Source organism: Pseudomonas sp. LBUM1664 (assembly GCF_059695895.1).
Genome location: NZ_CP166791.1, coordinates 574068 through 599850 on the forward strand (window position 1 = coordinate 574068; position 25783 = coordinate 599850).

The 25783-nt window shown below is 58.2% G+C and carries 20 protein-coding genes and 1 tRNA gene; 7 read left to right on the forward strand and 14 right to left on the reverse strand.

Annotation, left to right across the window (positions count from 1 at the left end):
• Nucleotides 1-4 precede the first annotated feature (4 nt).
• Both bcsZ and bcsC read left to right on the forward strand, forming a co-directional pair.
• Nucleotides 5-1120, forward strand: coding sequence for a cellulose synthase complex periplasmic endoglucanase BcsZ (gene bcsZ, locus ACA047_RS02670; RefSeq protein ID WP_497356483.1), 1116 nt, complete (start codon nt 5-7; stop codon nt 1118-1120).
• Nucleotides 1108-4584, forward strand: coding sequence for a cellulose synthase complex outer membrane protein BcsC (gene bcsC / locus ACA047_RS02675; RefSeq protein WP_497356485.1), 3477 nt, complete (start codon nt 1108-1110; stop codon nt 4582-4584). The genes bcsZ and bcsC overlap by 13 nt, the downstream gene beginning before the upstream one ends.
• A gap of 369 nt (nt 4585-4953) precedes the next feature.
• Here the strand turns inward: bcsC and pcaG are convergent, their stop codons facing one another.
• From pcaG to ACA047_RS02695, 4 genes are all read right to left on the reverse strand, one after another.
• On the reverse strand, nt 4954-5556 hold the full coding sequence (pcaG, locus tag ACA047_RS02680; protein WP_497356487.1) for a protocatechuate 3,4-dioxygenase subunit alpha: 603 nt from the start codon (nt 5554-5556) through the stop codon (nt 4954-4956).
• 12 nt (nt 5557-5568) lie between these two features.
• Nucleotides 5569-6288 (reverse strand): protocatechuate 3,4-dioxygenase subunit beta, encoded by a 720-nt coding sequence (pcaH, locus tag ACA047_RS02685; protein WP_497356489.1) that lies wholly within the window; start codon nt 6286-6288, stop codon nt 5569-5571.
• A 126-nt stretch (nt 6289-6414) separates the two neighbouring features.
• Nucleotides 6415-7344, reverse strand: a complete 930-nt coding sequence (pcaQ, locus tag ACA047_RS02690) for a pca operon transcription factor PcaQ (protein WP_497356491.1) — start codon at nt 7342-7344, stop codon at nt 6415-6417.
• Between the two features lie 31 nt (nt 7345-7375).
• Nucleotides 7376-8167 carry a helix-turn-helix transcriptional regulator gene (locus tag ACA047_RS02695; protein ID WP_497356493.1) on the reverse strand — a complete coding sequence of 264 codons (792 nt, stop codon included), beginning with the start codon at nt 8165-8167 and terminating at the stop codon, nt 7376-7378.
• A gap of 139 nt (nt 8168-8306) precedes the next feature.
• Between ACA047_RS02695 and ACA047_RS02700 the strand changes: the two genes are divergently transcribed.
• Both ACA047_RS02700 and ACA047_RS02705 read left to right on the forward strand, forming a co-directional pair.
• On the forward strand, nt 8307-9410 hold the full coding sequence (locus ACA047_RS02700; RefSeq protein WP_497356495.1) for a polyamine ABC transporter substrate-binding protein: 1104 nt from the start codon (nt 8307-8309) through the stop codon (nt 9408-9410).
• Between the two features lie 84 nt (nt 9411-9494).
• A complete protein-coding gene (locus tag ACA047_RS02705) occupies nt 9495-9740 on the forward strand; it encodes a hypothetical protein (protein ID WP_497356497.1) in 246 nt (81 codons plus the stop codon).
• A gap of 85 nt (nt 9741-9825) precedes the next feature.
• Here ACA047_RS02705 and ACA047_RS02710 read toward each other — a convergent pair whose 3' ends face one another.
• The 6 genes from ACA047_RS02710 to rpsU form a co-directional block, all read right to left on the reverse strand.
• Nucleotides 9826-10290, reverse strand: coding sequence for a hypothetical protein (locus ACA047_RS02710; RefSeq protein ID WP_497356499.1), 465 nt, complete (start codon nt 10288-10290; stop codon nt 9826-9828).
• Nucleotides 10277-10353: transfer RNA gene (locus ACA047_RS02715), tRNA-Ile, on the reverse strand. Before ACA047_RS02715 ends, ACA047_RS02710 begins: the two co-directional genes overlap by 14 nt.
• 15 nt (nt 10354-10368) lie before the next feature.
• Nucleotides 10369-14112: a bifunctional diguanylate cyclase/phosphodiesterase gene (locus tag ACA047_RS02720; protein WP_497356501.1), complete on the reverse strand. Its 3744-nt coding sequence runs from the start codon at nt 14110-14112 to the stop codon at nt 10369-10371.
• Between the two features lie 122 nt (nt 14113-14234).
• Nucleotides 14235-16082: an RNA polymerase sigma factor RpoD gene (gene rpoD / locus ACA047_RS02725; protein WP_497356503.1), complete on the reverse strand. Its 1848-nt coding sequence runs from the start codon at nt 16080-16082 to the stop codon at nt 14235-14237.
• 67 nt (nt 16083-16149) lie between these two features.
• A complete protein-coding gene (gene dnaG, locus ACA047_RS02730) occupies nt 16150-18108 on the reverse strand; it encodes a DNA primase (RefSeq protein WP_497356505.1) in 1959 nt (652 codons plus the stop codon).
• A gap of 480 nt (nt 18109-18588) precedes the next feature.
• A complete protein-coding gene (rpsU, locus tag ACA047_RS02735; RefSeq protein ID WP_002551877.1) occupies nt 18589-18804 on the reverse strand; it encodes a 30S ribosomal protein S21 in 216 nt (71 codons plus the stop codon).
• A gap of 199 nt (nt 18805-19003) precedes the next feature.
• Here rpsU and tsaD point away from each other — a divergent pair, with 199 nt between their 5' ends.
• Nucleotides 19004-20029 (forward strand): tRNA (adenosine(37)-N6)-threonylcarbamoyltransferase complex transferase subunit TsaD, encoded by a 1026-nt coding sequence (gene tsaD, locus ACA047_RS02740; protein ID WP_497356507.1) that lies wholly within the window; start codon nt 19004-19006, stop codon nt 20027-20029.
• Between the two features lie 10 nt (nt 20030-20039).
• Here the strand turns inward: tsaD and plsY are convergent, their stop codons facing one another.
• On the reverse strand, nt 20040-20609 hold the full coding sequence (plsY, locus tag ACA047_RS02745; RefSeq protein ID WP_497356509.1) for a glycerol-3-phosphate 1-O-acyltransferase PlsY: 570 nt from the start codon (nt 20607-20609) through the stop codon (nt 20040-20042).
• Nucleotides 20610-20683: 74 nt separating this feature from the next.
• Here plsY and folB point away from each other — a divergent pair, with 74 nt between their 5' ends.
• The gene (gene folB, locus ACA047_RS02750) at nt 20684-21037 is read left to right on the forward strand and encodes a dihydroneopterin aldolase (RefSeq protein ID WP_256231072.1); all 354 of its coding nucleotides are present in this window, start codon (nt 20684-20686) and stop codon (nt 21035-21037) included.
• The gene (gene folK / locus ACA047_RS02755) at nt 21028-21546 is read left to right on the forward strand and encodes a 2-amino-4-hydroxy-6-hydroxymethyldihydropteridine diphosphokinase (protein WP_497356512.1); all 519 of its coding nucleotides are present in this window, start codon (nt 21028-21030) and stop codon (nt 21544-21546) included. The genes folB and folK overlap by 10 nt, the downstream gene beginning before the upstream one ends.
• Nucleotides 21547-21597: 51 nt before the next feature.
• Here folK and ACA047_RS02760 read toward each other — a convergent pair whose 3' ends face one another.
• From ACA047_RS02760 to ACA047_RS02770, 3 genes are all read right to left on the reverse strand, one after another.
• Nucleotides 21598-22824: a multifunctional CCA addition/repair protein gene (locus ACA047_RS02760; protein WP_497356514.1), complete on the reverse strand. Its 1227-nt coding sequence runs from the start codon at nt 22822-22824 to the stop codon at nt 21598-21600.
• 63 nt (nt 22825-22887) lie between these two features.
• Nucleotides 22888-24453, reverse strand: coding sequence for a SpoVR family protein (locus tag ACA047_RS02765; RefSeq protein WP_497356516.1), 1566 nt, complete (start codon nt 24451-24453; stop codon nt 22888-22890).
• Nucleotides 24450-25721 (reverse strand): YeaH/YhbH family protein, encoded by a 1272-nt coding sequence (locus ACA047_RS02770; RefSeq protein ID WP_497356518.1) that lies wholly within the window; start codon nt 25719-25721, stop codon nt 24450-24452. The genes ACA047_RS02765 and ACA047_RS02770 overlap by 4 nt, the downstream gene beginning before the upstream one ends.
• Nucleotides 25722-25783 lie beyond the last annotated feature (62 nt).

The following is a 25783-nucleotide window of genomic DNA, read 5'->3' on the forward strand; positions in this document are numbered from 1 at the left end:
CGGGGTGAAAGCTTTCTTCGCGCTGGCTTTGACCGCGATCATCGTAGCTCCTGGTTTTGCCGGTGCTGCTGAATGCGCTTGGCCGGCCTGGCAGAATTATCGCCAAGCGATGCTCAGCTCGGACGGACGGGTAATTGACCACGCCTCGGAGCAGTCGATCACCACGTCTGAAGGGCAGAGCTACGGTTTGTTTTTCGCCCTGCTGGGCAATGACCGCAACAGCTTCGCCAAGGTGCTGCGCTGGACTCAGGACAACCTGGCCGGCGGAGACCTGAACCGTCAGCTTCCGGCGTGGCAGTGGGGCCGCGACAAAGCGGGCCGCTGGCAGGTACTTGATAGCAACAACGCCACCGACGCCGATTTGTGGATCGCCTATAGCCTGCTGGAAGCCGGGCGTCTGTGGCATCAACCAACTTACCTGGCATTGGGCCGCAACCTGCTCTGGCGCAGCGCTGCGCAAAGCCTGCGCAAGCTGCCGGGCCTGGGCCTGATGCTGTTGCCCGGCGACGTCGGATTCGATAATGCCGAGGGTTGGCGCCTGAATGCCAGCTATCTGCCACCGCAATTGCTGGCACGCTTTGCCCAGGAAGCACCGATCTGGGCAGAGCTGGCCAGCAATACCGAGCGTCTGCTGATCGAAAGTTCGCCCAAGGGCCTGGCATCCGACTGGCAACTGTGGAAAGCCGGGCAGGGTTGGGCCGCGGACAGTCAGAAGGGCAGTGTTGGTGGCTATGACGCCATTCGTGTCTACCTCTGGCTGGGCATGCTGGACAAGGATGCGCCGGGGCGCACCGGGTTGATCGAGCACTTCAAACCCATGCTGGATCTGACTGCGCGGCTGGGCCATGTTCCGGAAAAAGTCGACACAATCACCGGCCTCGACAATGGCACCGGCCCGGTCGGCTTCAGTGCTGCATTGCTGCCCTTGCTGGCCGCAAGCACGGACAGTGTGGGTGCCCTCAAGGCCCAACGCCAACGCCTGCAACAACAACCGCCCTTGGCGGATGCCTATTACAACCAGTCGCTGATGCTGTTCGGGCAGGGCTGGGATCAACAACGTTATCGCTTCGATAAAAACGGACGCCTCGTGCCAAACTGGACTGCCGCATGCACAAATTGACCGGTTTTGGGCTGCTGTTGAGTAGCGTTTATGGGGTCGCCCTGGGCCAGCCTCTCAGCCCGCCCGACCAGCAGCAATGGCTGCTGGAGCAGGTCCGCATTGGTGAGGCTCTGTACCGCGAAGACCTGGTGCATGACTCGCTGGCTCGTCTGGAGCTGATCGCCCCGGACAATCCTCTGGTGAAAGTCGTTGAAGTCCGCCAGGCACTGCTGCAAAAGAATCAGCCGGAAGCCGAACGTCTGGTCGCCCAACTGCGCCAGCAGGTGCCAGGGACTGCGGCCCTGCGTCAGGCCGAGAGCCTGCTGAAAATGCACGGCACCGATGGTCAGAAAGCTCTGCAGGAGGCGCGTCTGCTGGCCGTCGCCGGCCGTTCCGAAGACGCGGCCAAAGCCTATCGGCAATTGTTCGGTGATGACATGCCGGACTTTGCCACGGCTCTGGAATACCTGAGCGTGCGTGGCGGCATCAAGGCTGAGCGGCCGGTGGTGATAGATCAGTTGCGCGAGTTGGACCGGCAGTATCCCGGCAATGCCTCACTGCGCCAGACCTTGGCCGGCCTGCTGTTTGCCGAAAAACGTGATCCCGAGGCGCTGGACGTCCTGCATCAATTGGCTGGCGATCCGAACGCCAGCAGCAACGCTGCCGAACGTGAATACAACTATTGGCTCAAGCAGCCGGTAGGGCCCGAAACTGCGAAAGGTTGGCGGGCTTTTCTGAATGTCTATCCTGACACCAGCTTGCGCGCTGACGCGACTAAACAGTTGCAAGACCAGGAGCAATACCTGGCTGATCCCGCCTGGCAGGCCGGAGTCAAAGGCAAGGCATTGCTCGATGCCGGCGACAACGTCAGTGCTGAAGCCAGTTTGCTTCGGGCGATCAAGCGTTATCCGCAAGACTCCAGCCTGCTCGGTTTGCTGGGTATTGCGCAGATGCGCCAGAACAAGAACGAAGCGGCATACAATACGTTCGTTCGAGCCGCGGCCATCGAGCAGGACACCTCCTGGATGACCAAGTGGCAGGATCTCAAGGCGGTCAACTACCAGTGGATGCTGCTGCAAAAGGGTGATGAAGCCCTCGAGCGAAAGGATTATCCCGTTGCGAAAAAATGGTATCGGCAGGCGAACCAAGCCAAGCCGGACGATCCTGCGCCGCTGATTGGTCTGTCCTACGCTGCCAGGGGCGAATCCGATGACATCACCGCAGAAGCCCTGCTGGTGCGGGCGCGCAAGCTCGATCCGAACAACGCAAGCGTGGTGCGTGCGATGGTCCGCCTGTACCAGTCGCAATCACCGGAAAAGGCCGAACACTACCTAGACAGCCTGACGCCCAAGGAGCAGCAAGCGTTCCAAAGTGTGCGTCGGGGGCTGACGCTGGATCGCCTCAACGCGCAGGCAGATGACGCTACCCGACGCAGCGATTGGGCGCAGGTGTCGGTAGCTTTGAGCAAGGCTCGGGTGCTGGACCCGGACAATCCCTGGCTGGTGTACCGTTTGGCCAATGCCCAGCGCGAACTGGGCCGCAATGCCGAGGCTGATCAAAGCTTCCGCTTGCTGTTACAAACTCAGGGCCAGAACACCGAGGCGCGTTATGCCCACGGTCTGTTTCTGGCCGATGGTGAGCGTGACGGCGATGCCATGGGCAGTCTGCAACAGATCCCCCGTGCCGCCTGGAGCGACAACATGAACGAGCTGTGGGCACGCCTGCAGCGTCGCCAGTTACTCGCGAAGGCCCGGGCACTACGCGACGGCGGCCATGAGGCCCAGGCCGAAGCGCTGCTGATGCGCGCGCCGACCACTGACGACTATCTGACCCTGGCCGACTGGGCACAGCAGCGTGGCGACCTGGTGCAGGCCGAAAGCCGCTACCGCAAGGTGCTGGCCAGCGCGCCGAAAAATGCCGAGGCCCAACTGGGCCTGAGTGAAGTGCTGATCGCCCGCGGTCAGCCGAACGCCGCCAAGGCCAGTCTTATGGCAGTGACGGCGCCAGTACCGGTCGATGCGTCGTTTCAGCGCCGCTTGGCCAATGCCTGGGCGTCGCTGGGCGACAAGACGCGTGCAAACGCGCTGTTCGCGCAGTTGCTCAAAACCCCGCAAAGTGATCCGCTGGTCTATCGGGATGCGGCGCGTCTGCTGTCCCGAGAAGAGCCGCAGCGGGCTCTGGATGACTATGCGCGCAGCATGAGCGCGGCAAAGATGATCGAACCGCAACAGGCCGAACCGCGTGACAACCGTGCCATGACCTTGGCGAGCCGTGCTAAGGACAGCGATGACTGGTTGCAGCGCAGCATCCGCAGCGACGTCGACGAGCTGTACCAAAAGCAGAACCCGACGGTGAGCCTGTACCATGACTTCGCCTGGCGCACCGATAACAGCTCATCGGGGGTCTCGGACCTGACCACCCAGACCACCATCCTGCGCATTGACGCGCCGGTGGCGCAAGGACAGGGATTCGTCCAGGCCGAAGACATCAATCTGGATGTCGCAAATTTCTCCAGCACCGACCGGTTCGGCTTGTGCGCGGTGGTGCAGGGTGGCTGTGCCACCTCCTCGCAGAGCGTGCGCGGTACCTTGCTGGGCATGGGCTGGCACGATGATCGCTGGGCCTTTGACCTTGGCCATACGCCACAAGAGTTCACGGTGTCCAACTGGGTGGGCGGTGTCACCTACAGCGGTGACTGGAACAGCTTGGGCTACCGCCTCACGGCATCACGGCGGCCCCTGACCAACTCACTGGTGTCGTATGCCGGTGCGGTCGATCCGGTCACCGGAACCAAGTGGGGCGGCGTTACGGCCAACGGTTTCACCCTGGGCCTGAGCCATGACCAAGGCGGCGATGATGGCGTGTGGGCAAGCCTGAGCAGTCATTGGTTGATAGGCCAGAACGTTGAGAACAACCAGCGACGCACCGCCATGGGCGGCTATTACTATCGCCTGGTGGAACGCGCCGACGAACGTCTGCGCACTGGCCTGACGCTGATGTACATGGGATACGACAAGGACTTAAGCGAAGTCACACTCGGCCAGGGCGGCTACTACAGCCCACAGCAGTACTACTCGGTCAGCGTGCCGGTGAACTATGCCTGGCGCAACGCTGACTGGTCGGCCCTGCTCGAAAGCTCGGTGGGTTGGTCGTTCGCGAAAATCGACGGTTCTGATCTCTACCCCAAAGACAATCGCGAAGCCGATCTGCAAAACCTGCTGGCGCAATCGAATCAGACCCTGGTTGACAACCCGTCCCTGACCACGAGCGGCAGTAGCAGCAACGGCATCAACTTCCGTGTCCAGGGCCTAGTGGAGCGTCGCCTTTCCGACAATTTGGTGCTGGGTACCGGTATCACTTGGCAGCACAGCGAAGGCTACGCCCCAAGTCGCGCTTTGCTTTATTTGCGTTACACGTTTGACCCTTGGCAAGGCAACCTGCCGCTACCGGTGGAGCCGATCTCGCCTTATGCGGATATGCGCTAGTCTATTTCTGCTCAAGAAGAACTTGGGCAAGGCAAAGGCTAAACCACAATTTGGGGAGTTTTTCACCAAGCCTGGGACCATTGCGGTCATCCATCTCTGAGCCTTTCCCGCGCCATCTTCAAAATGTCGGCGTAGCTTCCTGAACAGTCTTAGGCGGGGGTAGTGTCGTAACTCCCCAGAGTATTGCTTCAGGTGAGTCCAGGGACAAGGGCGGGGGAGCGGTCGGTTGCCAGAGTTGTTATAGCGGTCAAAAAATGGCCAGTTTTAAAACCGACTTCGACAAAAAAACCAGACTCTGGAGCGTCTGGTTTTAGAGGGCGGGGGGCCTAAATATTGAGTGTTTATGTCACAGCCCTGTGCCGGCGGTGACTAGAAGTCGAAGAAAACGGTTTCTGATTCACCTTGCACATGAATGTCGAACCGATAAACCAACTTGCCATCAATCGTGCAACGCTTGGCAATCAGAGATTCGCGGCGTGGCGGTTGCTCGATCAGACCCAGGACGGGGTCCACGGCGTTGGCGTCGGATTCGTCGTCGAAGTACAGCCGGGTCTGCAAGTGAATGTTGATCCCTCGAGCAAACAGGGAAACGTTGACATGGGGCGCCATAGGAAAACCCGAGGCGTTATTCACCACGCCAGGCTTTACGGTTTTGATTGTCCATTCACCGACGTCGGTAGTGGCGGTACGACCAAAACTGTTGAAGGGTTTTTCCAAATCGTATTCGGCGTCGTAGACACCTTCTGGATTGGCCTGCCAGAACTCCAGAAACGCGTCACGAATCAAATGGCCGTTGCCGTCATAAACGTGGCCCATCAGTACTATGTGCTCACCTGGCGCACCGAGCTTCGCCATTTCGTTCCAGATTTCCTGCTCCCGCGGCGGATTGCCAGCCGCCTCCAGTGCCAAGCCGATATGTACATAAGGGCCGGCTGTTTGCGAAGGGGTTTCAGGCAGAAGTTGAACGGACATGCGCATGCCTCCTCAGCGGTTTTCGAAGTGGGTCTTGCGCTGTCCGCGCAGAACAATGTCAAAACGATAAGCCAGGCAATCCATAGGATTGGCCATGCTCATATCAAGCTTGGCGATCAAACTCTGCACCGCTTCCTGATTCGAGATCGACTTGACGATCGGGCACATGGGAATGAGCGGATCACCTTCGAAATACAGCTGAGTAATCAACCGTGTGGAAATAGACGGGCCACTGATAGAGACATGAATGTGGGCCGGGCGCCAGTCATTGGGGCCGTTGCGCCATGGGTAGGGGCCGGGTTTGACTGTGCGGAAGCTGTAGTTGCCATCACGGTCAGTCAACGCACGGCCGACCCCGCCAAAATTTGGGTCAAGAGGCGCCAGATAGGTGTCTTTTTTATGCCGGTAACGACCACCCGCATTGGCTTGCCACATCTCCACCAAGGTGTGGGGGATCGGCTTGCCAAATTGGTCGCAGACCCGCCCCGCGACGATAATGCGTTCGCCGATGGGCAGGCCACCGTGATTGAAATTCAGCAACAGATCGTTATCGTGCTGGCCCATCTTCAGATGGGAAAAATCCGGGCCGCTGGTTTCCGATAGCGATTGAGGGATACTCACCAGCGCCTGGCGCGGTGATCGCAGGATCGAAGTCTTGTAGTCAGGTGTCAGGGCTTTTGGATGCCAGTTTCGGTCACGAATGACGAAGCGGCTGTCATGCGCATCAGACATGTCGATCTTCCTATTGTTATGGTGAGTCAGAGGCAAGCGCGGCGTTGGCGGCGACTTGTAGCTCAGTTTCCTCTTGTGCGACCCAACCAAAAATTGAAAAAATCGACTTGATACATATCCAAACGGTTATGGATATTTGCCCTCAAGATATTCCTGCCCGACTTCCCGCAGTGCCGCCATGCACCACTGCGCGGCGGGTGTCAGCGGCAACGCAGGATTTGTGCACAGCCCCACAGAACCGCCTGGTTCACGCGACCCCAACTCCAGTTCCACCAACTCACCATGTTTCAAGTCTTGTCTGACCGCATCGAAAGGCGCGACCCAGATCGCCTGACTGCATTGTACGTAGCGCCGACTCAACGCGACCGATAGGGTTTCCAGGCGTTGGCGGGATGGGGTGATGCCGTGCTGCACAAACAGGCCGTCGGCGAATTTACGGATCGTCGTTCCCGCCAACGGCAATACCCATGGATAGTCTTCGAGGTTTTTATGCCCCTGTGGATCAGCGAGCACCGGATGGCCGCTACGCACCACCAGGGTCATGGATTCGCTGTAGAGATGCTCGAACGTCAGCCCATGAATCAATGGGCTGTCGGTCATTCTGCCCACTACCAGATCCAGCTCACCGACCCGCAGCTGGGATAGCAGGTACGCACTTGGCCCGGTTACCACGCTGACCACCAGGGCAGGGTGTCGAGCATGCAAACGACAGACAACTTCAGGAACCAACATACTTTCGACAGTGGACAGCACGCCGACTCTAACGGCAATGGGCTCATGGACCCCTGAGCGCAAACTATTGACCCCCTCGCGCAGCGCTTGCACGCTCGGCCCTGCATATCGCAGAAAGGCCACCCCAGCGTCCGTCAACGTCGAACCCTTTTTACTCCGCTCAAACAACACGGCAGCCAGCAGGGTCTCCAGCTCCTTCAGTGTTTTGGAAAGCGCCGGTTGGCTGATTGCCAGTTGGTCTGACGCACGTGCCAGGCTCCCTTGACGCGCCACCTCGAGGAAACACACCAGATGACGGAATTTGATTCGTGTATCGATGTTCAATCGGGTCGCTGCCTTCGAGGTATTCTGGATTTCAATGTGTAGAGAAAATATCCTGTTTCGGCATAAAAAATCGAGCAAATAATTCGGATTGTGATTTGATATTTAATTTGGTGTAAATATTGCGGCGGTGAACTTTTATTGTTTCCGTCGACAGGGATAGCTTTCCGGCTATCTCTTTGTTGGAGAAACCACTGAGTAACAATTTGAGCACGTCTTTTTCGCGCGTTGTTATTTGTGTGCCAAGCCGGATAATCGTTTCTGGCCATAGAGGTGGTTCGGTGAGATTTTTTTCCAGGTCAATCTCAAAATGCATGCGTTGATGCATTAATGCCGTCACCCAAGGTTTGATAATATCAAGTGTTGTTATTTGTTCTTGATTAAATCGGACGTGGCTGCCAAAGGAAATGCATAAGGTTCTGTCGGCATCGAGCTGGACATTGTATTGCGCCTCATCGACAGAAATATAGTGTGCGAAGTATTGCTGGTAGTACTCGGTTTCAAAAAAGTATTCCGGCGCAATGTCCCGCATATGAAAGAAACCGCTTTGGGGGTTTTCTCGATTCGCTATATAAAATGGATCCAGCAGATAAAGTCCCTTGACGTAGCGCTGCGTGAAGGCGTCTATCTCCTCTGTATCTATTGCTTCAGGAAGACTGACAACTTGCACGTGTTGATTGCTAAAAATTAACACAACCCAGTTGTCGATTTGTACATATTCATTTAACGTACGAATCAGTGAACTCCAGAATTCTGGGCGGTTCAATTGCATGATCAGCTTTCCAATCGATCGGTGCCAGGCCAGGCTATGAAGGTCGAATGGCATTTTCTACCCCTTTAGGGTTAGGGATTCGTAGGTCAGAGTTAAGTATTCGTAGGTATTTACTATTCGTCAATGCCCGGTATATTCGCTACCAGGGCTTACGATGGCCATGAGGGTCTATCGTCTTGACAAGGATAGTTATATGAGCAAAACACTTTTGCGAACCATTTTTTCAGCCTCGCTTCTCTGTGTAGGAATAAGCACATCAGTGGCGGCTGTAGAGCCTGGGGTGTATCTGTATAACTGGTTCGGGTTTATCGCACCGGAGACCCCGAAGGAGTTTGAGCAGGAAACCGGCACTAGATTTCATATGGACGCGTTCGACAGCGCCGAAATCATGCAGAGCAAAATAATGGCTGGGCGCACGGGGTATGACGTGGTGGTGGCTACCTCCAATGTGTTGCCAAGCCTGATCCAGGCGGGAGTGCTTCAGCCGTTGGATCGTGATCAACTGAGTAATTTGTCACATCTCGATCCTGATATCTTGTCCCAGGTCGCGGTCAATGACCCTGGTAATCGCTACGCTGTGCCCTATTTATGGGGAACCACCGGCATTGGCTATGACGTTGATAAAGTCAAAGCAGCACTGGGAGATAATGCTCCGGTGAACAGCTGGGATTTGATCTTCAAAGAAGAAAACATCAGTAAACTCAAGTCGTGTGGTGTGGCAATGCTTGACTCTCCAAGTGAGATCATGTCGATTGCTTTGAATTACCTTGGGCTCCCTAGCAACAGTAGGAACCCGGATGATTACCAGAAGGCTCAAGCCCTGCTGTTAAAAATCCGTCCATACATCCTCTATTTCGACTCATCCAGAATCGACTCTGACCTGGCGGATGGCAATATTTGTGCCGTTGTGGGATGGGCGAATGGTGCCCTTGCTGCACAGGCCATAAACGAGAAGGCCAACACGGGACGCAAGATTGCCTACAGCCTGCCTCGCGAGGGAGCGCTGGTGTGGTCGGAAAATCTGGTTCTGTTAAAAGACGCTCCCCATCCAAAGGAAGGCATGGCGTTTATTAATTATATGTTACGGCCAGATGTTATTGCCAAGACCTCAAACCACACTCTGTACCCTAACGCTAATAAAGATGCCACTGAGTTTGTCGAGCAAAAGCTGCGAGACAACCCTTGGATTTATCCAGACAAAAAGACTATTGCTACACTCATTCCTCTTGAACCACTGCCATTGAAATTGGAGCGAATCCGCACCCGGGTTTGGACCAAAGTGAAGAGTGGTACGTGATCTGACTGGGTTGGCGTTTTTGTTGCTCTCATCCGTCGACTTACTAAGGGGCTGTCACAGAGGTTCCAGGGAAGGAGAAAAATCATGTGCCCAGGTGATGACCCATGCGACTTGGCGTCGGACGAGTACAAAGCCTACAAGGAAATCGAGGAACAGATCGGCCACTGCACGCCGGAACAAGCCTGGGCTATGTATTACGTCTCGGCCGGGGCGGTGCGTGAAAATATCACCCTGGCGGTAATGGAACAAATTGCCAGGGGGAACAAGGCGCTGCTGGTCGAGTTCCCCGAACTTGCACCGGCTGAAAAGGGATATCACGAGTCGGGCTAACGCGGGTCACGCAAGCCAGGACTGGGGGCCTACTAAAACCGCAGCATTTGCCACAGGGAATCGAGCAACTTTATTTTGGCCACCTTCACGATCGAATCGTGTTAGCTATTACTGTTCGGCGAACGGTGCAGTTCCAGGCGATAGGCGACAGTAGAAAGACCGCGATAAGAAACGCTACCTGGGACAGGTAGAACGGCGCCAGCCATTGCTGATTCAATGCGACGTAATAGGTGTTATGGGTGACGTCAGCCAAAATAATTGCTGCCGTAAGGATGATGCCCACCCTTGGTTTGATGAAAAGAAGCAGTGCTGCCAGCGGGTCAAAAAACGTAAGCGCCCCCCAGAAAATACGGCTAACCCAGTGGGCGTTAGCCCCGTATCCATAGTCCCAGAACAATCCATGCTGAAAATCTGCTCGGATGTGATTGGTGGTTGCAACCAAAAGGCAACAGACGAAAAAAGCTCGGATGGCGAATGACGTCCTTGGCATAGCAATCTCAGACAGCAAAAAGCCGCGCAGTGCGCGGCTTTGAGTATGGTGGGCCCACACGGACTCGAACCGTGGACCAAAGGATTATGAGTCCTCTGCTCTAACCAACTGAGCTATAGGCCCTCAGTAGGCCGCGGATTATAACGACGGTTTCTCGGCTGTGCTATCCGAAAAATCCGATACGGGCATACGAAGAAACGTTGCGGCAAATTCTTCGGCGCCAAGGGGCAGGCTGACGATGTAGCCCTGGATCTGTTCGCAACCTTCTTCAGCCAGGAATTGCTGCTGGGCCAGGGTTTCGACGCCCTCGGCGATGATGGTGAATTGCATGCTGCGGCCCAGGGCGATGATTGCCCGCACGATGGCTACATCGTGCGGGTCGTCGGGTAGGCCTCGTACGAAGGACTGGTCGATCTTGAGAATGTCCAGCGGCAGGCGCTTGAGGTAGCTCAGGGACGAGTAGCCCGTGCCGAAGTCGTCGATGGCCAGTTGCACGCCGAGTGTTTTTAGCTGGTGCAGCACCGTCAGGGCTTCCTCGGCCTGGCTCATGATGAAGTTTTCGGTAATTTCCAGTTGCAACAAGTCGGGCTTGAGATGGTTCTCCCGCAGCAACTGTTCGATACGTCCCAGCAGGTTGGGCTGGCGCAGTTGGGCTCCGGCCAGGTTGACCGACAGCGGGCCGAGGCTGTCGTAGACGCTGTTCCATTCGCACAGTTGTCGACAGGCATTCTCCAGTACCCAGTCGCCGATTTGCAGGATCATGCCGTTTTCTTCGGCCAGGGGAATGAAGTGTTCCGGCGGTACGTCACCAAACGTGGGGTGATACCAGCGAATCAGCGCTTCGGCGCCCACCAATCGGTTGTCGGCGAGGCTGATTTTCGGTTGGAAGGACAGTGACAACTCGTTGCGTTCAATGGCCCGCCGCAGCTCGTGTTCCAGCGCCACGCGCTCACTGGCCTGGGCAGTGAGGTCGCGGGTGTAGCTTTCCACCCGGTTGCGACCCTTGGCTTTGGAGCGGTACATCGCCGCATCGGCATTCTTGACCAGCGTGGCGACATCACAGCCATCCTGTGGGTAGAGGCTGGTGCCAATGCTGGCGCTGATGAAGAACTCATGCTCCCCGGCCTGGAACGGCGCGGTAAAACAATTCAGCAGCTTTTGGGCGATGTGCTCGGCGTCGCTGGGTTGCTGCAAGCCTGGCAGCAGGATGATGAACTCGTCGCCGCCCAGCCGCGCCACGGTGTCGATATCACGCAACTGCTCGCGCAGGCGCACGGCAATGCCTTTGAGCAGTAGGTCGCCGACCGGATGCCCAAGGCTGTCATTGATGTGCTTGAAGCGGTCCAGGTCCAGAAACAGCACCGCACCCTGGCTACCATTTTCCTGCTGGTTGTTCAGGGCCGTCAGCAAACGGCTTTCGAATAATGTGCGATTCGGCAGGCCCGTGAGTGGGTCGTGGTGAGCCTGGTAATCAAGGCGCGCCTGGGCGTGTTTGAGGCTGGAGATGTCGGCGAAGACCGCCACAAAATGGGTGATCTGCCGGTCCCGATTGCGCACCGCGCTGATGGTCAGCCAACTGGGGTACAGCTCGCCATTTTTACGCCGGTTGGAAATCTCCCCCTGCCAGTGCCCTTCCGCCGTCAGCTGGTGCCACATCGCGGCGTAAAATGCGCTGTCATGCAGACCGGAAGCCAACAAGCGTGGCGTATGGCCCAAGGCTTCGGTTTCGCTATAGCCGGTGATCTCGGTGAAGGCGCGGTTCACGGCGCTGATGTGCTGTTGCGTATCGGTGATCAGTACGCCTTCGGCGGTGCTTTCGAACACGGTGGCGGCCTGTTGCAGTTTTTCCTGCATCAGGTGGCGTTCAGTGATGTCTCGGGCGATGGTCAGCATGCAGTCTTCGTTGCCGATGGGCAGCGGGCGGCTGGACACTTCGCAGAGCCTTATCTGCCCGTCGTTGCGGCGGATATGGCAGCTGAAATCCCTCACATAACCGTCCCGTTGCAGCATGTCGAGCATCTGTTTGCGCTCGTTGAGGTTGACCCAGATGCCCAGGTCCAGGGTGGAGCGGTCTACCGACAGGGTGCTGTTGAAGCCGGTAATGCGGCTGAAGCCTTCGTTGACTTCAATCAGCAGGCCGTCGCTTTGCCGGGACAGCAGCAAGCCATCGGGCGAGGCGTGGAAAGCCTTGGCGAACTTCTCTTCGGACGTCTGCAGTTGCTGTTGGGTTTCCTTGAGCTGGCTGATGTCCCGCACCACCACGACCAGGGCTGGTGTCGTGTCGAGGTCAAAAGGTTCGGCGGAGATCAGCCCGGTGAACACCTGGCCGTTGTTGCGCCGAAAGGGCATTTCCAGGTTGCGGATGCTCCCGGCCTGCAAGCGTTGCAACAGGCTCGGGCCGACGCCCTGGATGCCCCAGATATTCAGTTCGGTCGCGCTCCGGCCGACCACCTCGACGGCGCTCAGGCCGATCTGTTCTTCGAAGGCCGTATTGACCTCCAGCAGGCAGCCGTCCAACAGGCGCGCAATTACCAGAATGTCCGGGCATTGGCGAAACACCGAGGCAAATTTCTGCTCCGAGAGGCGCAGCGCTTCCTCGGTGCGCTTGGCTTCACTGATGTCGATCATCAGCCCGCGCATGATCGGTTCGTGGCCGTGCTCGATCAGGCTCACAATATCGCGCACCCACAGGCAGCGGCCGTCGGCGGTGATCACGCGGTAATCGATGCAGTGATCGCGGCCCGCCTGCACTTCATGATCGCAATAGGTTTGGGCGCGGATCAGGTCGGCCGGATGAATGATGTTGCGCCAGAACCCTGGAATCAGCCAATGGGCGAGGGGGTAACCCAATAATTCTTCGGCATGGGGTGACACATAGCTGTAGGTGAAATCGCTGACCCTTGCTTCCCAGGCAATCGCCGACAGGCTTTCCACCAGCCCGCGGTAATGGTATTCGCTGCTGCGCAGTTCCTGTTCCAGATCGACGCGTCGGGCAATCTCCAGGCTGAGACGGCGGTTGATGCGAATCACCACCGCCAGGATGCCGATCAAGAGGATCAGTGCTGGTAGACCGTAAAGCAGCAGGTCTGACCAGAACTGGCGGTAATCACGCACATTGCCGACCCACTTCTCCTGGATCTCGTTGATCTCGGCCGGGGTCATGTCCGACAGGACCTTGTCCAGGATGCCCGCCAATATTTTGTTGTCGCGAGGGACGCCCATTGCCAGCTGATAGCGATAAGGCGTTTCCCCGCTGACATAGAGCCCTTCGAGCTTGAGTTGGCGCAGGCTCCAGACACTGGAAGCCAGATCGCCCACTACGGCGTCCACTTGGTCGGTTGCCAGGGCTTGCAGGGCTGAACTGGTATTGGGCAGCGCTACCAGGTTCAGGTCGGGATGGTAGTTGCGCAGCAGTTCGTGGGGCGCATAGTTCTCTACCACGGCGATTTTCAGCCCATACAGCTCCTGGATGTTGTGAGGCTGGGCACCGCCGCGATGGGCCAGGATGACGATTGGGAAGTCCAGATAGGGGCGTGTAAACGCCAGGTAATTCTGGCGCTCGGGGGTGGACATGACGCCCGGCAACAGGTCGATCTTGCCCTGTACGACCTGTTCCAGTACCGCGGTCCAACTGGCTGGCTCGATGGGCGTGAGCGTGACGGCCAGCCGATCACGGATGATATCGACGTAGTCGGCGGTCAGGCCTTGATAGCGGCCCTGATCGTCGCGAAACTCAAACGGCGGCCATGAGGCATCGACACCCAGCCGCAGGTCGGGGTGTTCCTTGAGCCAGCGGAGCTCCTCGTCGGTGAGCGTTAGCGCGCCAGCCGTTGCGGTCCAGGTCATCAATGACAGCAACAGCGCGGCCGTCAGTCTCGGCATCACGGTCTCGTTATGGCTTGGGGAGGATGTTTCGAGTGTAGACGGGCAATAGGCGGGGGGCGTAACGAAGGGGATTTTATCTGTGCATAACAAAACCCCCGGCAGGGCCGGGGGTTTGAAGGTCACTCGTCGAGGAAGGAGCGCAGATGCTCGCTTCGCGTCGGGTGGCGCAATTTGCGCAACGCCTTGGCTTCGATCTGACGAATCCGCTCACGGGTCACATCGAACTGCTTACCGACTTCCTCAAGGGTGTGGTCGGTATTCATGTCGATACCGAAGCGCATGCGCAGTACCTTGGCTTCACGGGCTGTGAGGCCGGAGAGTACTTCGCGGGTCGCTTCCTTGAGGCTCTCAACGGTGGCGACATCGATCGGCGACTGCATGGTGGAGTCTTCGATGAAGTCACCCAGATGGGAGTCTTCGTCATCGCCGATCGGGGTTTCCATGGAGATCGGCTCTTTGGCGATCTTCAATACCTTGCGGATTTTGTCCTCAGGCATTTCCATGCGTTCGCCCAGCTCTTCCGGGGTCGGTTCACGACCCATTTCCTGCAACATCTGCCGGGAAATACGGTTGAGCTTGTTGATCGTCTCGATCATGTGCACCGGAATACGAATGGTGCGGGCCTGGTCGGCGATCGAGCGAGTGATCGCCTGACGGATCCACCAGGTGGCATAAGTCGAGAACTTGTAGCCGCGACGGTATTCAAACTTGTCCACCGCTTTCATCAGGCCGATGTTGCCTTCCTGGATCAGATCGAGGAATTGCAGGCCGCGGTTGGTGTACTTCTTGGCGATGGAGATCACCAGACGCAAGTTCGCTTCGACCATCTCTTTCTTCGCGCGGCGGGCCTTGGCCTCACCGATCGACATGCGACGGTTGATGTCCTTGATCTCGGCGACGGTCAGGCCGGTTTCGACCTCCAGCGCGGTCAGCTTCTGCTGGCAACGAACGATGTCCGGCTGCAGGCGGCCGATAGCTTCAGCGTATTTGCTTTTGCCTTTGGCCAGTGCATCGGTCCAGCTTTCGTCAACTTCATGGCCTGGGAACTGACGCAGGAAGTCGGCACGCGGCATGCGGGCATCGCGAACGCAAAGTTGCATGATCGCGCGCTCTTGCTGACGCAGACGATCCAGGGCGCCGCGAACACGCTCAACCAGGCCTTCGAATTGCTTGGGCACCAGTTTGATCGGCATGAACAGCTCAGCCAGTACCAACAGCTCGGCAATCGCCAGCTTGTTGTTGCGGCCGTGCTTTTTCAGCGCCTTGCGGGTGATTTCCATCTGGTCGGCCACAGCGCCAAAACGCTGCGCAGCGATGACCGGATCCGGACCACTTTCGGCTTCTTCTTCGTCGTCGCTGGCTTCAGCGTCGTCGTCCTCGGTGTCATCGTCGGCCTTGACGGCTTTCGCGTCGATCGGCGGCGGCACTTCGGCGGCAGGCGGCGCAATGCCGTCGTCCGGGTCGATGTAACCACTCAGAACGTCGGACAGGCGGCCACCTTCGGTGGTGACGCGGGTGTACTCGGAGAGAATATGGTCAACCGTGCCAGGGAAGTGCGCGATTGCGCCCATCACTTCACGGATGCCTTCTTCAATACGCTTGGCGATTTCAATTTCGCCTTCACGCGTCAGGAGCTCTACCGTACCCATTTCACGCATGTACATGCGCACCGGGTCGGTGGTGCGACCGATGTCGGTTTCGACCGCTGCCAACGCTGCTGCTGCCTCTTCGGCCGCGGCTTCGTCGGTATCGGCGTCGGCCAGCATAAGGGAATCCTTATCTGGCGCAACCTCGAATACGTTGATCCCCATGTCATTGATCATGCGGATGATGTCTTCCACCTGTTCCGGATCTGAAATATCCTCCGGCAGGTGGTCGTTGACCTCCGCGTAAGTCAGGTAGCCCTGCTCACGACCTAATGTGATCAACTCTTTGATACGAGACTGCTGTTGCGCTTTTCCGGACATAACACCCTATCCACTGAAGGTCTTGGCGGGCAAAAAACAAGCCGAGGATTATACCTGAGCTATGACCTCACGCGCCAGTTGAGGTCGGGTTTGATGCGCAAACATTGCGGCTGAGTAAGTCGCGCAATTGGTTTTTCTCTTCGCTGGTCAACTCGCTCTGGCGAGCTTTTCGCAGAAGTTGTTCCAGATTTCGCTCGCGTTGGCGGGCGGACAAGCTATTAATGGTGTCGAAAAACTGTTGTTCAAGGTTGTCTCCTTCAATCAGCCATTCCTTCTCGGCCAAGGCCTTCAGCAGGCGCCCTTGCTCGGTGCCGTGCCATCGTGCAATCAGCTGGAAAGAGTTTAGCTTGGGGTTCTTCTGCACGGCTTCAAGGAGAGCGACCAGCAATTGCGTATTGCTGTGGTCCTCGGCGGCGAAGTGCCCCGCGTCTTCGACTTTTCCAGCCAGTTGCGGGTGATGCAGCAAGGTGCGCAGGGCAGCCAGTGTTGGTGGTTCGACGGCGGCCGGCACGCGCGGGGCACGTGGCTGGTCGCGATCACCGCGTTTGCCGTTCTTGTCCCAGGGTTTCTTGTCCCATTTCTTGCCGCCGCTGCCGGGCTTTTTCGGCGTCCATTCCTGCTGCGGCGCATAGTCCTGCTGAGGTTGATGATAGTCGGCGAAATCCGGCATCGCGTCGTAATCGATGCCCGGGTCGTAAGCTGGCGGCGCCTCTTGGGGGGCGCTGTGGACCAGTTGATTGACCGCTTCGCTGTTGAGTCCGGTGATTTCGGTCAGGCGCTGGCGCATCAGTGTGCGCAGATTGGCGCCGGGCACCTTGTCGATCAGCGGTGCCGCAAGGGTGGCCATGTGAGCCTTGCCTTCGAGGGAGCGTGGATCGGCTTCTTCGGTCAACTGCTGGAAAAAATAATCGGCCAACGGTTGCGCGTGCTGGTTGATCCGAGCGCGGAACGCATCGGTGCCTTCGGAACGCACCAGGGTGTCCGGGTCTTCACCTTCGGGCAGGAACAGAAAGCGTGCGCGTCGTCCGTCCTGCAGGCACGGCAAGGTGGCTTCCAATGCGCGCCAGGCGGCGTTGCGGCCAGCCTGGTCGCCATCAAAGCAAAACAACACGCTGGGCACGACGCGAAACAGGCGCTTCATGTGCTCTTCGCTGGTGGCCGTGCCCAGGGTCGCGACGGCGTTACGCAGGCCTTGCTGGGCCAGGGCGATCACGTCCATGTAGCCCTCGACGACGATGATTTCGTCGAGGTTGCGGTTGTTTTTGCGCGCTTCGTACAGGCCGTAGAGTTCCTGGCCTTTATGGAAGACCGGGGTTTCCGGGGAGTTCAGGTACTTGGGCTTGTCGTCGCCCAGCACGCGGCCACCGAAGGCAATGATCCGCCCACGCGTGTCGCGGATCGGGAACATCACTCGGTCGCGGAAGCGGTCGTAGCGTTTGCCGGTCTCGGCATTCTCGATCAGCAGGCCGGCGTCGATCATGGCCCGCTGCTGCAGCGTGTCGCTGCTTAAATGCTTGTAAAGATTGTCCCAGCCGGGCGGGGCGAAGCCGAGGCTGAAGTCCCGGGCGATTTCGCCGGTCAGGCCGCGGCCCTTGAGGTAATCCACCGCCGCCTTGCGTGCTGGATGGCTTTTGAGGGCCTGGCGATAAAAATCGGCGGCTGCCGTGAGCAGCGGATAGAGCGGCGAATCGGTCGGTTGACGCGGTTTGTGCGGTCGACCGCTTTCCTCGCGAGGAATTTCCATACCGGCGGCTTTGGCCAGTTCTTCGACGGCCTGGGGGAAGTCCAGGTTGTCGTGGTCCATGATGAAGCCGAGGGCATTGCCGCCAGCGCCGCACCCGAAGCAGTAGTAGAACTGCTTGTCGGGGCTGACGCTGAAGGAGGGGGTTTTTTCTTTATGAAACGGGCAGCAGGCCGTGTAATTCTTGCCAGCTTTTTTCATTTGCAGGCGAGAGCTGACCACGTCGACGATGTCGGTGCGGTTCAAGAGGTCGTCAATAAAGCTCTGGGGAATCAGCCCGGCCATGGCGTTCTCATCATCACTGCGCGAAATAGAACCCGAAATCAGCAGGCGTAACCGGTTCTTGGTTCTGAGGCACGGTAAAACTGTGGCTCGACCGGGTCGTCTGCATCATCGCTGTCGGGAAGTGTAACTGCCGATAATCCACTGACGTTATTACTATCAGTATTCGACTGTCTGAATATGTTGCGCTGAGTCCGGTAACGGCCGGTCAGGCCTCGGATAGCTCATCAAGCGGGCACGCATGCAGGTGCCTTGGGCTGATCGTCGTTAGAGGAATCAGGGGGTGTGCTCGTCAGTAGCCTTGGAAGGCTCGTCAGAAGAGACGTGCACCGCTGGCAAAAGAGCCAGGTCTGACGCGGTGAAGCAGGTTGTCTCGGTCGCGTCTGCGGCTTTGACGGTGAAGCATCAAGCGTTATTCCGCAAATGCCATAAGCCCGGCTTGAGGGCCGGGCTTGGCAGAAGCTTGCTACGGACGTCTGTGTATTAGTACAGACGTACGGCGCGGCGCTGTTCGCGCTGAACTTTCTTGGCGTGACGCTTAACAGCGGCTGCTGCTTTGCGCTTACGCTCAGAAGTCGGCTTCTCGTAGAATTCGCGGCTACGAACTTCAGCCAGAACACCGGCTTTTTCGCAGGAGCGCTTGAAACGACGCAGAGCTACGTCGAAGGGTTCGTTCTCTTTTACTTTGACGGCTGGCATCCAGAGCTACCTTCATTCATTACCGGGGTCAACATCCTCGCGGCAAAAGAGCACTTGAAGACGTCGGTTTTTAAGGGTTGCGGATGTTAACCCCTCATCGCTCGGAATGCAAAGCCTCTGATCGAAAACCGCTGGCCGGGGCACAACGCGGCGACTATTATGCGCGCCTTCGAATTCAGCCTCTACAAGGCGCAAACCCATGCTAGTACTGGGATTAGAAACCTCCTGCGACGAAACCGGCGTTGCACTTTACGACAGTGAACGCGGCCTGCTGGCCGACGCGCTGTTCAGCCAGATCGACCTGCACCGCGCCTATGGCGGCGTGGTGCCTGAGCTGGCGTCCCGTGATCACGTCAAGCGCATGCTGCCCTTGATTCGCCAGGTCCTGGCCGAAGCCGGCTGTGTGCCGACCGAGATCGATGCTATCGCCTACACCGCCGGGCCGGGCCTGGTGGGGGCGCTCCTGGTAGGCGCTTCCTGTGCCCAGGCGCTGGCCTTTGCCTGGGGCATTCCGGCACTGGGTGTGCACCACATGGAAGGCCACCTGCTGGCGCCGATGCTGGAGCCGCAGCCGCCGGAATTTCCGTTCGTCGCTTTGTTGGTGTCCGGCGGTCATACGCAGCTCGTCCGGGTCGATGGAATCGGCCAATACCAGCTGCTGGGCGAAACTCTCGACGACGCCGCCGGTGAAGCTTTCGACAAAACCGCGAAAATGATGGGCCTCAATTACCCAGGCGGACCGGAAATCGCACGGCTTGCGGGCCAAGGGGTTGAAGGACGTTTCGTATTTCCACGTCCGATGTGCGACCGGCCCGGTCTGGATTTCAGTTTCAGCGGCCTGAAAACCTTTGCCCTGAACACCTGGCAGCAATGCGTCAGCGTTGGGGACGACGGTGAGCAAGCTCGTTGCGACGTCTCCCTGGCGTTCCAGCAGGCCGTGGTGGAGACTTTGACCATCAAGTGCAAGCGTGCCCTGAAACAGGCCGGGCTCAAGCGCCTGGTGATCGCTGGTGGCGTGAGTGCGAACAAGGCCTTGCGGGTATCGCTGGAGAAAATGCTCGGCGACATGAAGGGCGACGTTTACTACGCTCGGCCGGAGTTCTGCACCGATAACGGCGCGATGATTGCTTTTGCTGGCTGTCAGCGCCTGCAGGCCGGCCAGCAGGAAAGCCTGGCGATCAGCGTGCAAGCGCGCTGGCCCATGGAGCAGTTGTCGCCGCTGTGAGGCGCGCTGATTAGAAATGCCGTTCGCGCCCGGCAAACAGGTCGCGTAGATTGCCCCGGTGGCGCCAGACGATCAGTGCAACAAGTGCGGTCATTGGCAGCAACGCCGCCGGTTCCTGCCAAGCCAGTAGCGGCAGGGTCAGTGGTGTGGCGATCAGCGCGGCCAGTGAGCTGGTGCGGGTCAGGTAGAACGTCAGCAGCCAGGCACAGACAGCGAGCAGGGCGGCGGGCGGATATAGGCCCAGCAGCATGCCGGCGGCAGTGGCGACACCTTTGCCGCCACGAAAGCGAAAGTACAGCGGGAACAGATGACCGATGACAGCGCAGACGCCGATCCAGGCCTGTTGCTGCAACGAGAGCCCTGCAAGGCTGGCAATCAGTACCGGCACAAGGCCTTTGCAGAGGTCGCCAAGCAGGGTCAGGACGGCAAGTTTGCGTCCGGCCAGGCGCAGCATGTTGGTGGCGCCGGCATTGCCTGAGCCACTCATTCGCGGATCCGGGCGACCGGTCAGGCGGCTGAGCAAAATGGCGAAGGACAGTGAGCCGAGCAGGTAGGCGAGGGTCGCCAGTAACCAAAACATGCTAACTATTCCGGGCGAGGACGCCCTGATTCTAACGGCGCATTGCGCCCTTGTCGTGCTGCGGAGAAGAGTGCTTGGACAGAGTGTTTATCGAGGGCCTGGAAGTCGACACGGTAATCGGTGCCTACGACTGGGAACGAGGCATCCGACAGTGTCTGCGGCTTGATCTGAGTTTCGCCTGGGATAACCGCCCGGCCGCCGCGGGTGATGACCTGACCCTGGCGCTCGACTACGCTAGCGTATCGTCGCGCATCCAGGCGTTTGCCGAGCAAGCGCGGTTCCAGTTGGTCGAGACTTTTGCCGAGCGACTGGCCCAGGAGCTGATGGACGAGTTCAAGATCACCTGGCTGCGTCTGAAAGTAACCAAGCCCGGCGCCGTACCGGCGGCCAGTGGAGTGGGCGTGGAGATCGAGCGCGGATGTCGCTGACTCAGGTATTTCTCGGGCTTGGTAGCAATATCGAGCGCGAAACCCATTTGTGTGCGGGGCTTGAAGCCCTGGCCAGTTTTCTGGTGGACATACGCTGCTCGGCTGTATTCGAGAGCCAGCCGGTGGGTATCAAGAGCGGACCGTTCTTCAATTTCGTCGTGTCGGCCTTCACGGATCTATCGCTGATGGAGCTGGACCGGCGCCTCAAATTCATCGAGGCGGACAATGGTCGTTATGCGCCGGATCGCAAGGGGTTGCCGCTGGATATCGACGTGTTGTTGTATGGTGAGCTGGTCGGTAATTTCGACGGGTTGATTCTGCCGCGTGCCGAAATCCTCAAAAACGCCTTTGTTCTATGGCCATTGTCGTTGATCGCGCCGGATCGGGTTCATCCTGGTGTAAACAAGAGCTTCGCCACTTTGTGGGGCGAGTCGCAGATTGATCAGGTGCTGGCGCCGGTGGCTTTTGAATGGCGGGGAGAGCAGCTCACACCCTCTAACTTGCTGTGATGCGTCTGCAGCCATCGCGAGCAGGCTCGCGATGGCGCCCAGTGCCTTCCGTCAGTTCGCCGCCTCCTTGTAGGCCTTCAACGCGCCAAGCCGCTCGCGCTTGATCGCCTCGCCCAGCTCAGGCCCCTTGAAGCCTTTCTCCAGCAAGGGTTGCACCGCCACCCCGCGCGCCGCTGCTGCGGCGCCTCGCAGATAATCTGCCTGTGGATAACTTCGCTCTTCAAGCCCTTTACGTCCCCGCGCATCCATCTCACACGCTGCGATAAATTCTTCGAAGCGCTGAGGTCGGCGATAAGCGTCGAAGCTCTGCAGCAGCTCAAGCAGGGTGGATGCCTTCAACTCAAGCGCACGGTGACCGTGGGTGTGATATTGGCCGACCAATAACGCCAGTTCCTGGCAGTCGCGCGGCACCTTGAAGCGCTCGTTGACCGCTTTGATCAGCTTGAGCCCCTTATGCTCGTGAGCGATGTGTCGCGGCCATTCGTGTTCGGGTGTCAGGCCTTTCCCCAGGTCATGTAAAAGACACGCCCAGCGGACCGTCAGTGGCTGTCGGTGCAGTGCTGCCTGCTCCAGCACGCTGAGGGTATGCGCGCCGGTGTCGATTTCCGGGTGATGGGCTTCAGGTTGCGGCACGCCAAACAACGCATCGACCTCGGGCATCAGGACCTTGAGGGCCGCGCAGTCGCGCAGGACCTGGATAAACACTTGTGGCTGGTTTTCCATGAGCGCGCGGGAAATTTCTTTCCAGCTGCGTTCGGCGGTCAATGCCTCCAATTCGCCGGAATCGCTGAGCTGGCGCATCAGTTCAAGGGTTTCGTCCGCCACCTTGAACCCCAGTGGAGCATAACGCGCGGCGAAGCGGGCAACCCGCAAGACCCTGAGGGGATCTTCGGCAAACGCGGGGGAAACATGGCGAAGCGTGCGGGCTTCGAGATCGCGCTGGCCATGGTACGGGTCGGTCAGGTTGCCGTGGTCGTCTTCGGCCATGGCGTTGATCGTCAGGTCCCTGCGGATCAGGTCTTCTTCGAGGCTCACTTCAGGGCTGGCATGGAACACGAAGCCGCCATAGCCTCGACCGCTTTTGCGTTCGGTACGGGCGAGGGCGTACTCCTCGCCGGTCTTCGGGTCGAGAAACACCGGAAAGTCAGCGCCCACGGGGCGAAACCCTTTGGCGAGCATTTCCTCGGCGGTGGCACCCACCACGACCCGATCGATGTCGGTGACGGGGATGCCCAGCAGGCGATCGCGAACGGCGCCGCCGACTTTATAGATCTGCATAAAAAACCTCCGTTGGTCCGACAGGATAACCTTTGCGCCGGACGTTCGGAGGCGAAAACGGGATCAAAGATGAATGACGGCCAAGTCCAGGCGACCATAATCTCCTTCGGTCTGTTCGTTTCTGGGCGGCACATGATGGGTTTTCATCACTTGGTCGCCCTGCAGGGTTTCCAGATGAATGTCGAAGCCCCAGAGGCGATGCAGATGCTTGAGCACTTCATCGGTGGAGTCGCCCAGCGGTTTTCGGTCGTGCGCCTGATGCCGCAGGGTCAATGAGCGATCACCTCGACGGTCGATGCTGTAGATCTGCACATTGGGCTCGCGATTGCCCAGGTTGTATTGCGCCGCCAGGGTTTCACGGATGACGCGATAACCGTTCTCATCATGGATGGCAGGCACCAACAGGTCATCTTTCTGGTCGTCATCAAGGATGCTGAACAGTTTCAGGTCGCGGATCACCTTGGGCGAGAGGTACTGCAGGATGAAACTCTCGTCCTTGAAGCTGCTCATGGCGAATTTGATGGAGGACAACCAGTCCGAGCCGGCGATTTCCGGGAACCAGTGGCGATCCTCTTCAGTGGGGTTTTCGCACATGCGCCGGATATCCCGGTACATGGCAAAGCCCAGTGCGTAAGGGTTGATGCCGCTGTAGTACGGGCTGTCGAAGCCTGGCTGGAACACCACGCTGGTGTGGGAAGTCAGGAACTCCATCATGAAGCCATCGGTAACCAGGCCCTCGTCGTACAGGTCGTTCATCAGCGTGTAATGCCAGAACGTGGCCCAGCCCTCGTTCATGACCTGAGTCTGGCGTTGTGGATAGAAGTACTGGGCGATCTTGCGCACGATGCGCACGATTTCCCGCTGCCACGGTTCCAGCAGCGGCGCGTGTTTTTCAATGAAATAGAGGATGTTTTCCTGGGGTTCGGCCGGGAAGCGCGCGTTGTCTTTCTCGTTGTACTTGTCTGCACCTTTGGGAATGGTGCGCCACAAATCGTTGATCTGCTTTTGCAGGTGCTCTTCGCGGTCCTTTTGGCGCCGGCGCTCTTCTTCGGCAGAAATCGGATACGGTCGTTTGTAACGGTCCACGCCGTAGTTCATCAGGGCGTGGCAGGAATCCAGCAGATCCTCTACCGCGTCGATGCCGTGGCGCTCTTCACATTGCATGATGTACTGCTTGGCGAACACCAGGTAATCGATGATCGAACTGGCATCGGTCCAGGTGCGGAACAGATAGTTACCCTTGAAAAAACTGTTGTGCCCATAGCATGCATGCGCCACCACCAGGGCCTGCATGCAGATGGTGTTTTCTTCCATCAGGTAAGCGATGCAGGGATCGGAGTTGATCACAATTTCGTAGGCCAGCCCCATCTGGCCGCGACTGTAGGATTTCTCGGTACTGAGGAAGTGTTTGCCGTAGGACCAGTGGTGATAACCCAGCGGCATGCCGACCGACGCATAGGCGTCCATCATTTGCTCGGCGGTAATCACCTCGATCTGGTTCGGGTACGTGTCCAGGGCATAACGGTCCGCGATACGGCTGATTTCGCGGTCGTAGGCCTGGATCAGTTCGAACGTCCATTCGGAACCGGTGGAGATGGGCTGGCGCTTCTGCTCTTTTTTGGCGGTCATGACACTAACCTGCGCTGGAAGAGTTCACGGAAGACCGGGTAGATATCCCCGGCCGAGACCAGTTGCTGTTGGGCAAAGGTATCGGAAAAAGCTTCGGCAATGCGTTCGTATTCGTACCACAAGGCCTGATGTTCCCGTGGAGTAATTTCCACATAGGTGTAGTACTGGACGAACGGCATGATCTGGTTGATCAGAATGTCCCGGCAAATCGGCGAGTCGTCGTTCCAGTTGTCACCGTCAGAGGCCTGGGCCGCGTAGATGTTCCACTCGTTGGCCGGATAGCGCTCGGCCATGATTTCCTGCATCAGCTTCAGGGCGCTGGAGACGATAGTGCCGCCGGTCTCCCTCGAATAGAAGAACTCTTCCTCGTCCACTTCCCTGGCGCTGGTGTGGTGGCGGATGAACACAACGTCGATCTTGTCGTAGTTCCGTTTGAGGAACAGGTACAACAGGATGAAGAACCGCTTGGCGATGTCCTTGGTGGCCTGGGTCATGGAGCCGGACACGTCCATCAGGCAGAACATCACTGCCTTGGAACTGGGGTTGGGCTGTTTCACCAGCAAGTTGTACTTGAGGTCGAAGGTATCGAGGAACGGCACCCGGTGAATGCGTGCGCTGAGTTTCTCGATTTCCGCTTCCAGCGCTTGAATGTCGCCGAAATTGTCGGGTTCTTCGCGTTTGAGACGGTCCAGTTCCTCCTTGATCTCCCGCAGTTTTGCCCGGCTGCTGCCTGATAGCGCGATGCGTCGGGCGTGGGCCGAACGAAGGGTGCGGATGATATTGATGCGTGACGGGTTGCCTTCATTGCTGATGCCGGCGCGCACGGTCTTGAAGGTGTCGGTGCCGGTCAGGTTGCGTTTGACCAGGTTCGGCAGCTCCAGGTCCTCGAACATGAACTCCAGGAATTCCTCCTGGGTGATCTGGAACACGAACTCGTCCATGCCTTCGCCGGAATTACCGGCCTTGCCCGGCCCTTTACCGCCGCCTCCGCCCGGTGGGCGAGGGATGTGCTCGCCACTGGTGAATTCCTTGTTGCCAGGGTGCACGACGGTCTGTTTGCCGCCGCGGCCATGGTGAAGCACCGGCTCGTCGATGTCGCGGCCGGGAATGCTGATCTGCTCGCCATGTTCCATGTCAGTAATGGAGCGACGGCTGACCGCTTCTTCGACGGCCTTCTTGATGTGGTCACGGTAACGCCGCAGAAACCGCTGGCGGTTCACCGTGCTCTTGTTCTTGCCATTAAGGCGTCGGTCGATCACATAGCTCATAGGTGGCCCTCCGGGCAGCTTCAAGTTGTGAGCTACAAGCTGCAAGTAGAAGCAGTCGTCCG

Excerpts from the sequence above, each read along its gene's own strand:
- bcsC (WP_497356485.1), top strand. The coding sequence starts at position 1,108 with ATGCACAAATTGACCGGTTTTGGGCTGCTGTTGAGTAGCGTTTATGGG.
- pcaG (WP_497356487.1), bottom strand. The coding sequence starts at position 5,556 with ATGTCCGTTCAACTTCTGCCTGAAACCCCTTCGCAAACAGCCGGCCCT.
- pcaH (WP_497356489.1), bottom strand. The coding sequence starts at position 6,288 with ATGTCTGATGCGCATGACAGCCGCTTCGTCATTCGTGACCGAAACTGG.
- ACA047_RS02695 (WP_497356493.1), bottom strand. The coding sequence starts at position 8,167 with ATGCCATTCGACCTTCATAGCCTGGCCTGGCACCGATCGATTGGAAAG.
- ACA047_RS02700 (WP_497356495.1), top strand. The coding sequence starts at position 8,307 with ATGAGCAAAACACTTTTGCGAACCATTTTTTCAGCCTCGCTTCTCTGT.
- ACA047_RS02705 (WP_497356497.1), top strand. The coding sequence starts at position 9,495 with ATGTGCCCAGGTGATGACCCATGCGACTTGGCGTCGGACGAGTACAAA.
- ACA047_RS02720 (WP_497356501.1), bottom strand. The coding sequence starts at position 14,112 with ATGCCGAGACTGACGGCCGCGCTGTTGCTGTCATTGATGACCTGGACC.
- rpoD (WP_497356503.1), bottom strand. The coding sequence starts at position 16,082 with ATGTCCGGAAAAGCGCAACAGCAGTCTCGTATCAAAGAGTTGATCACA.
- dnaG (WP_497356505.1), bottom strand. The coding sequence starts at position 18,108 with ATGGCCGGGCTGATTCCCCAGAGCTTTATTGACGACCTCTTGAACCGC.
- rpsU (WP_002551877.1), bottom strand. The coding sequence starts at position 18,804 with ATGCCAGCCGTCAAAGTAAAAGAGAACGAACCCTTCGACGTAGCTCTG.
- tsaD (WP_497356507.1), top strand. The coding sequence starts at position 19,004 with ATGCTAGTACTGGGATTAGAAACCTCCTGCGACGAAACCGGCGTTGCA.
- plsY (WP_497356509.1), bottom strand. The coding sequence starts at position 20,609 with ATGTTTTGGTTACTGGCGACCCTCGCCTACCTGCTCGGCTCACTGTCC.
- folK (WP_497356512.1), top strand. The coding sequence starts at position 21,028 with ATGTCGCTGACTCAGGTATTTCTCGGGCTTGGTAGCAATATCGAGCGC.
- ACA047_RS02760 (WP_497356514.1), bottom strand. The coding sequence starts at position 22,824 with ATGCAGATCTATAAAGTCGGCGGCGCCGTTCGCGATCGCCTGCTGGGC.
- ACA047_RS02765 (WP_497356516.1), bottom strand. The coding sequence starts at position 24,453 with ATGACCGCCAAAAAAGAGCAGAAGCGCCAGCCCATCTCCACCGGTTCC.
- ACA047_RS02770 (WP_497356518.1), bottom strand. The coding sequence starts at position 25,721 with ATGAGCTATGTGATCGACCGACGCCTTAATGGCAAGAACAAGAGCACG.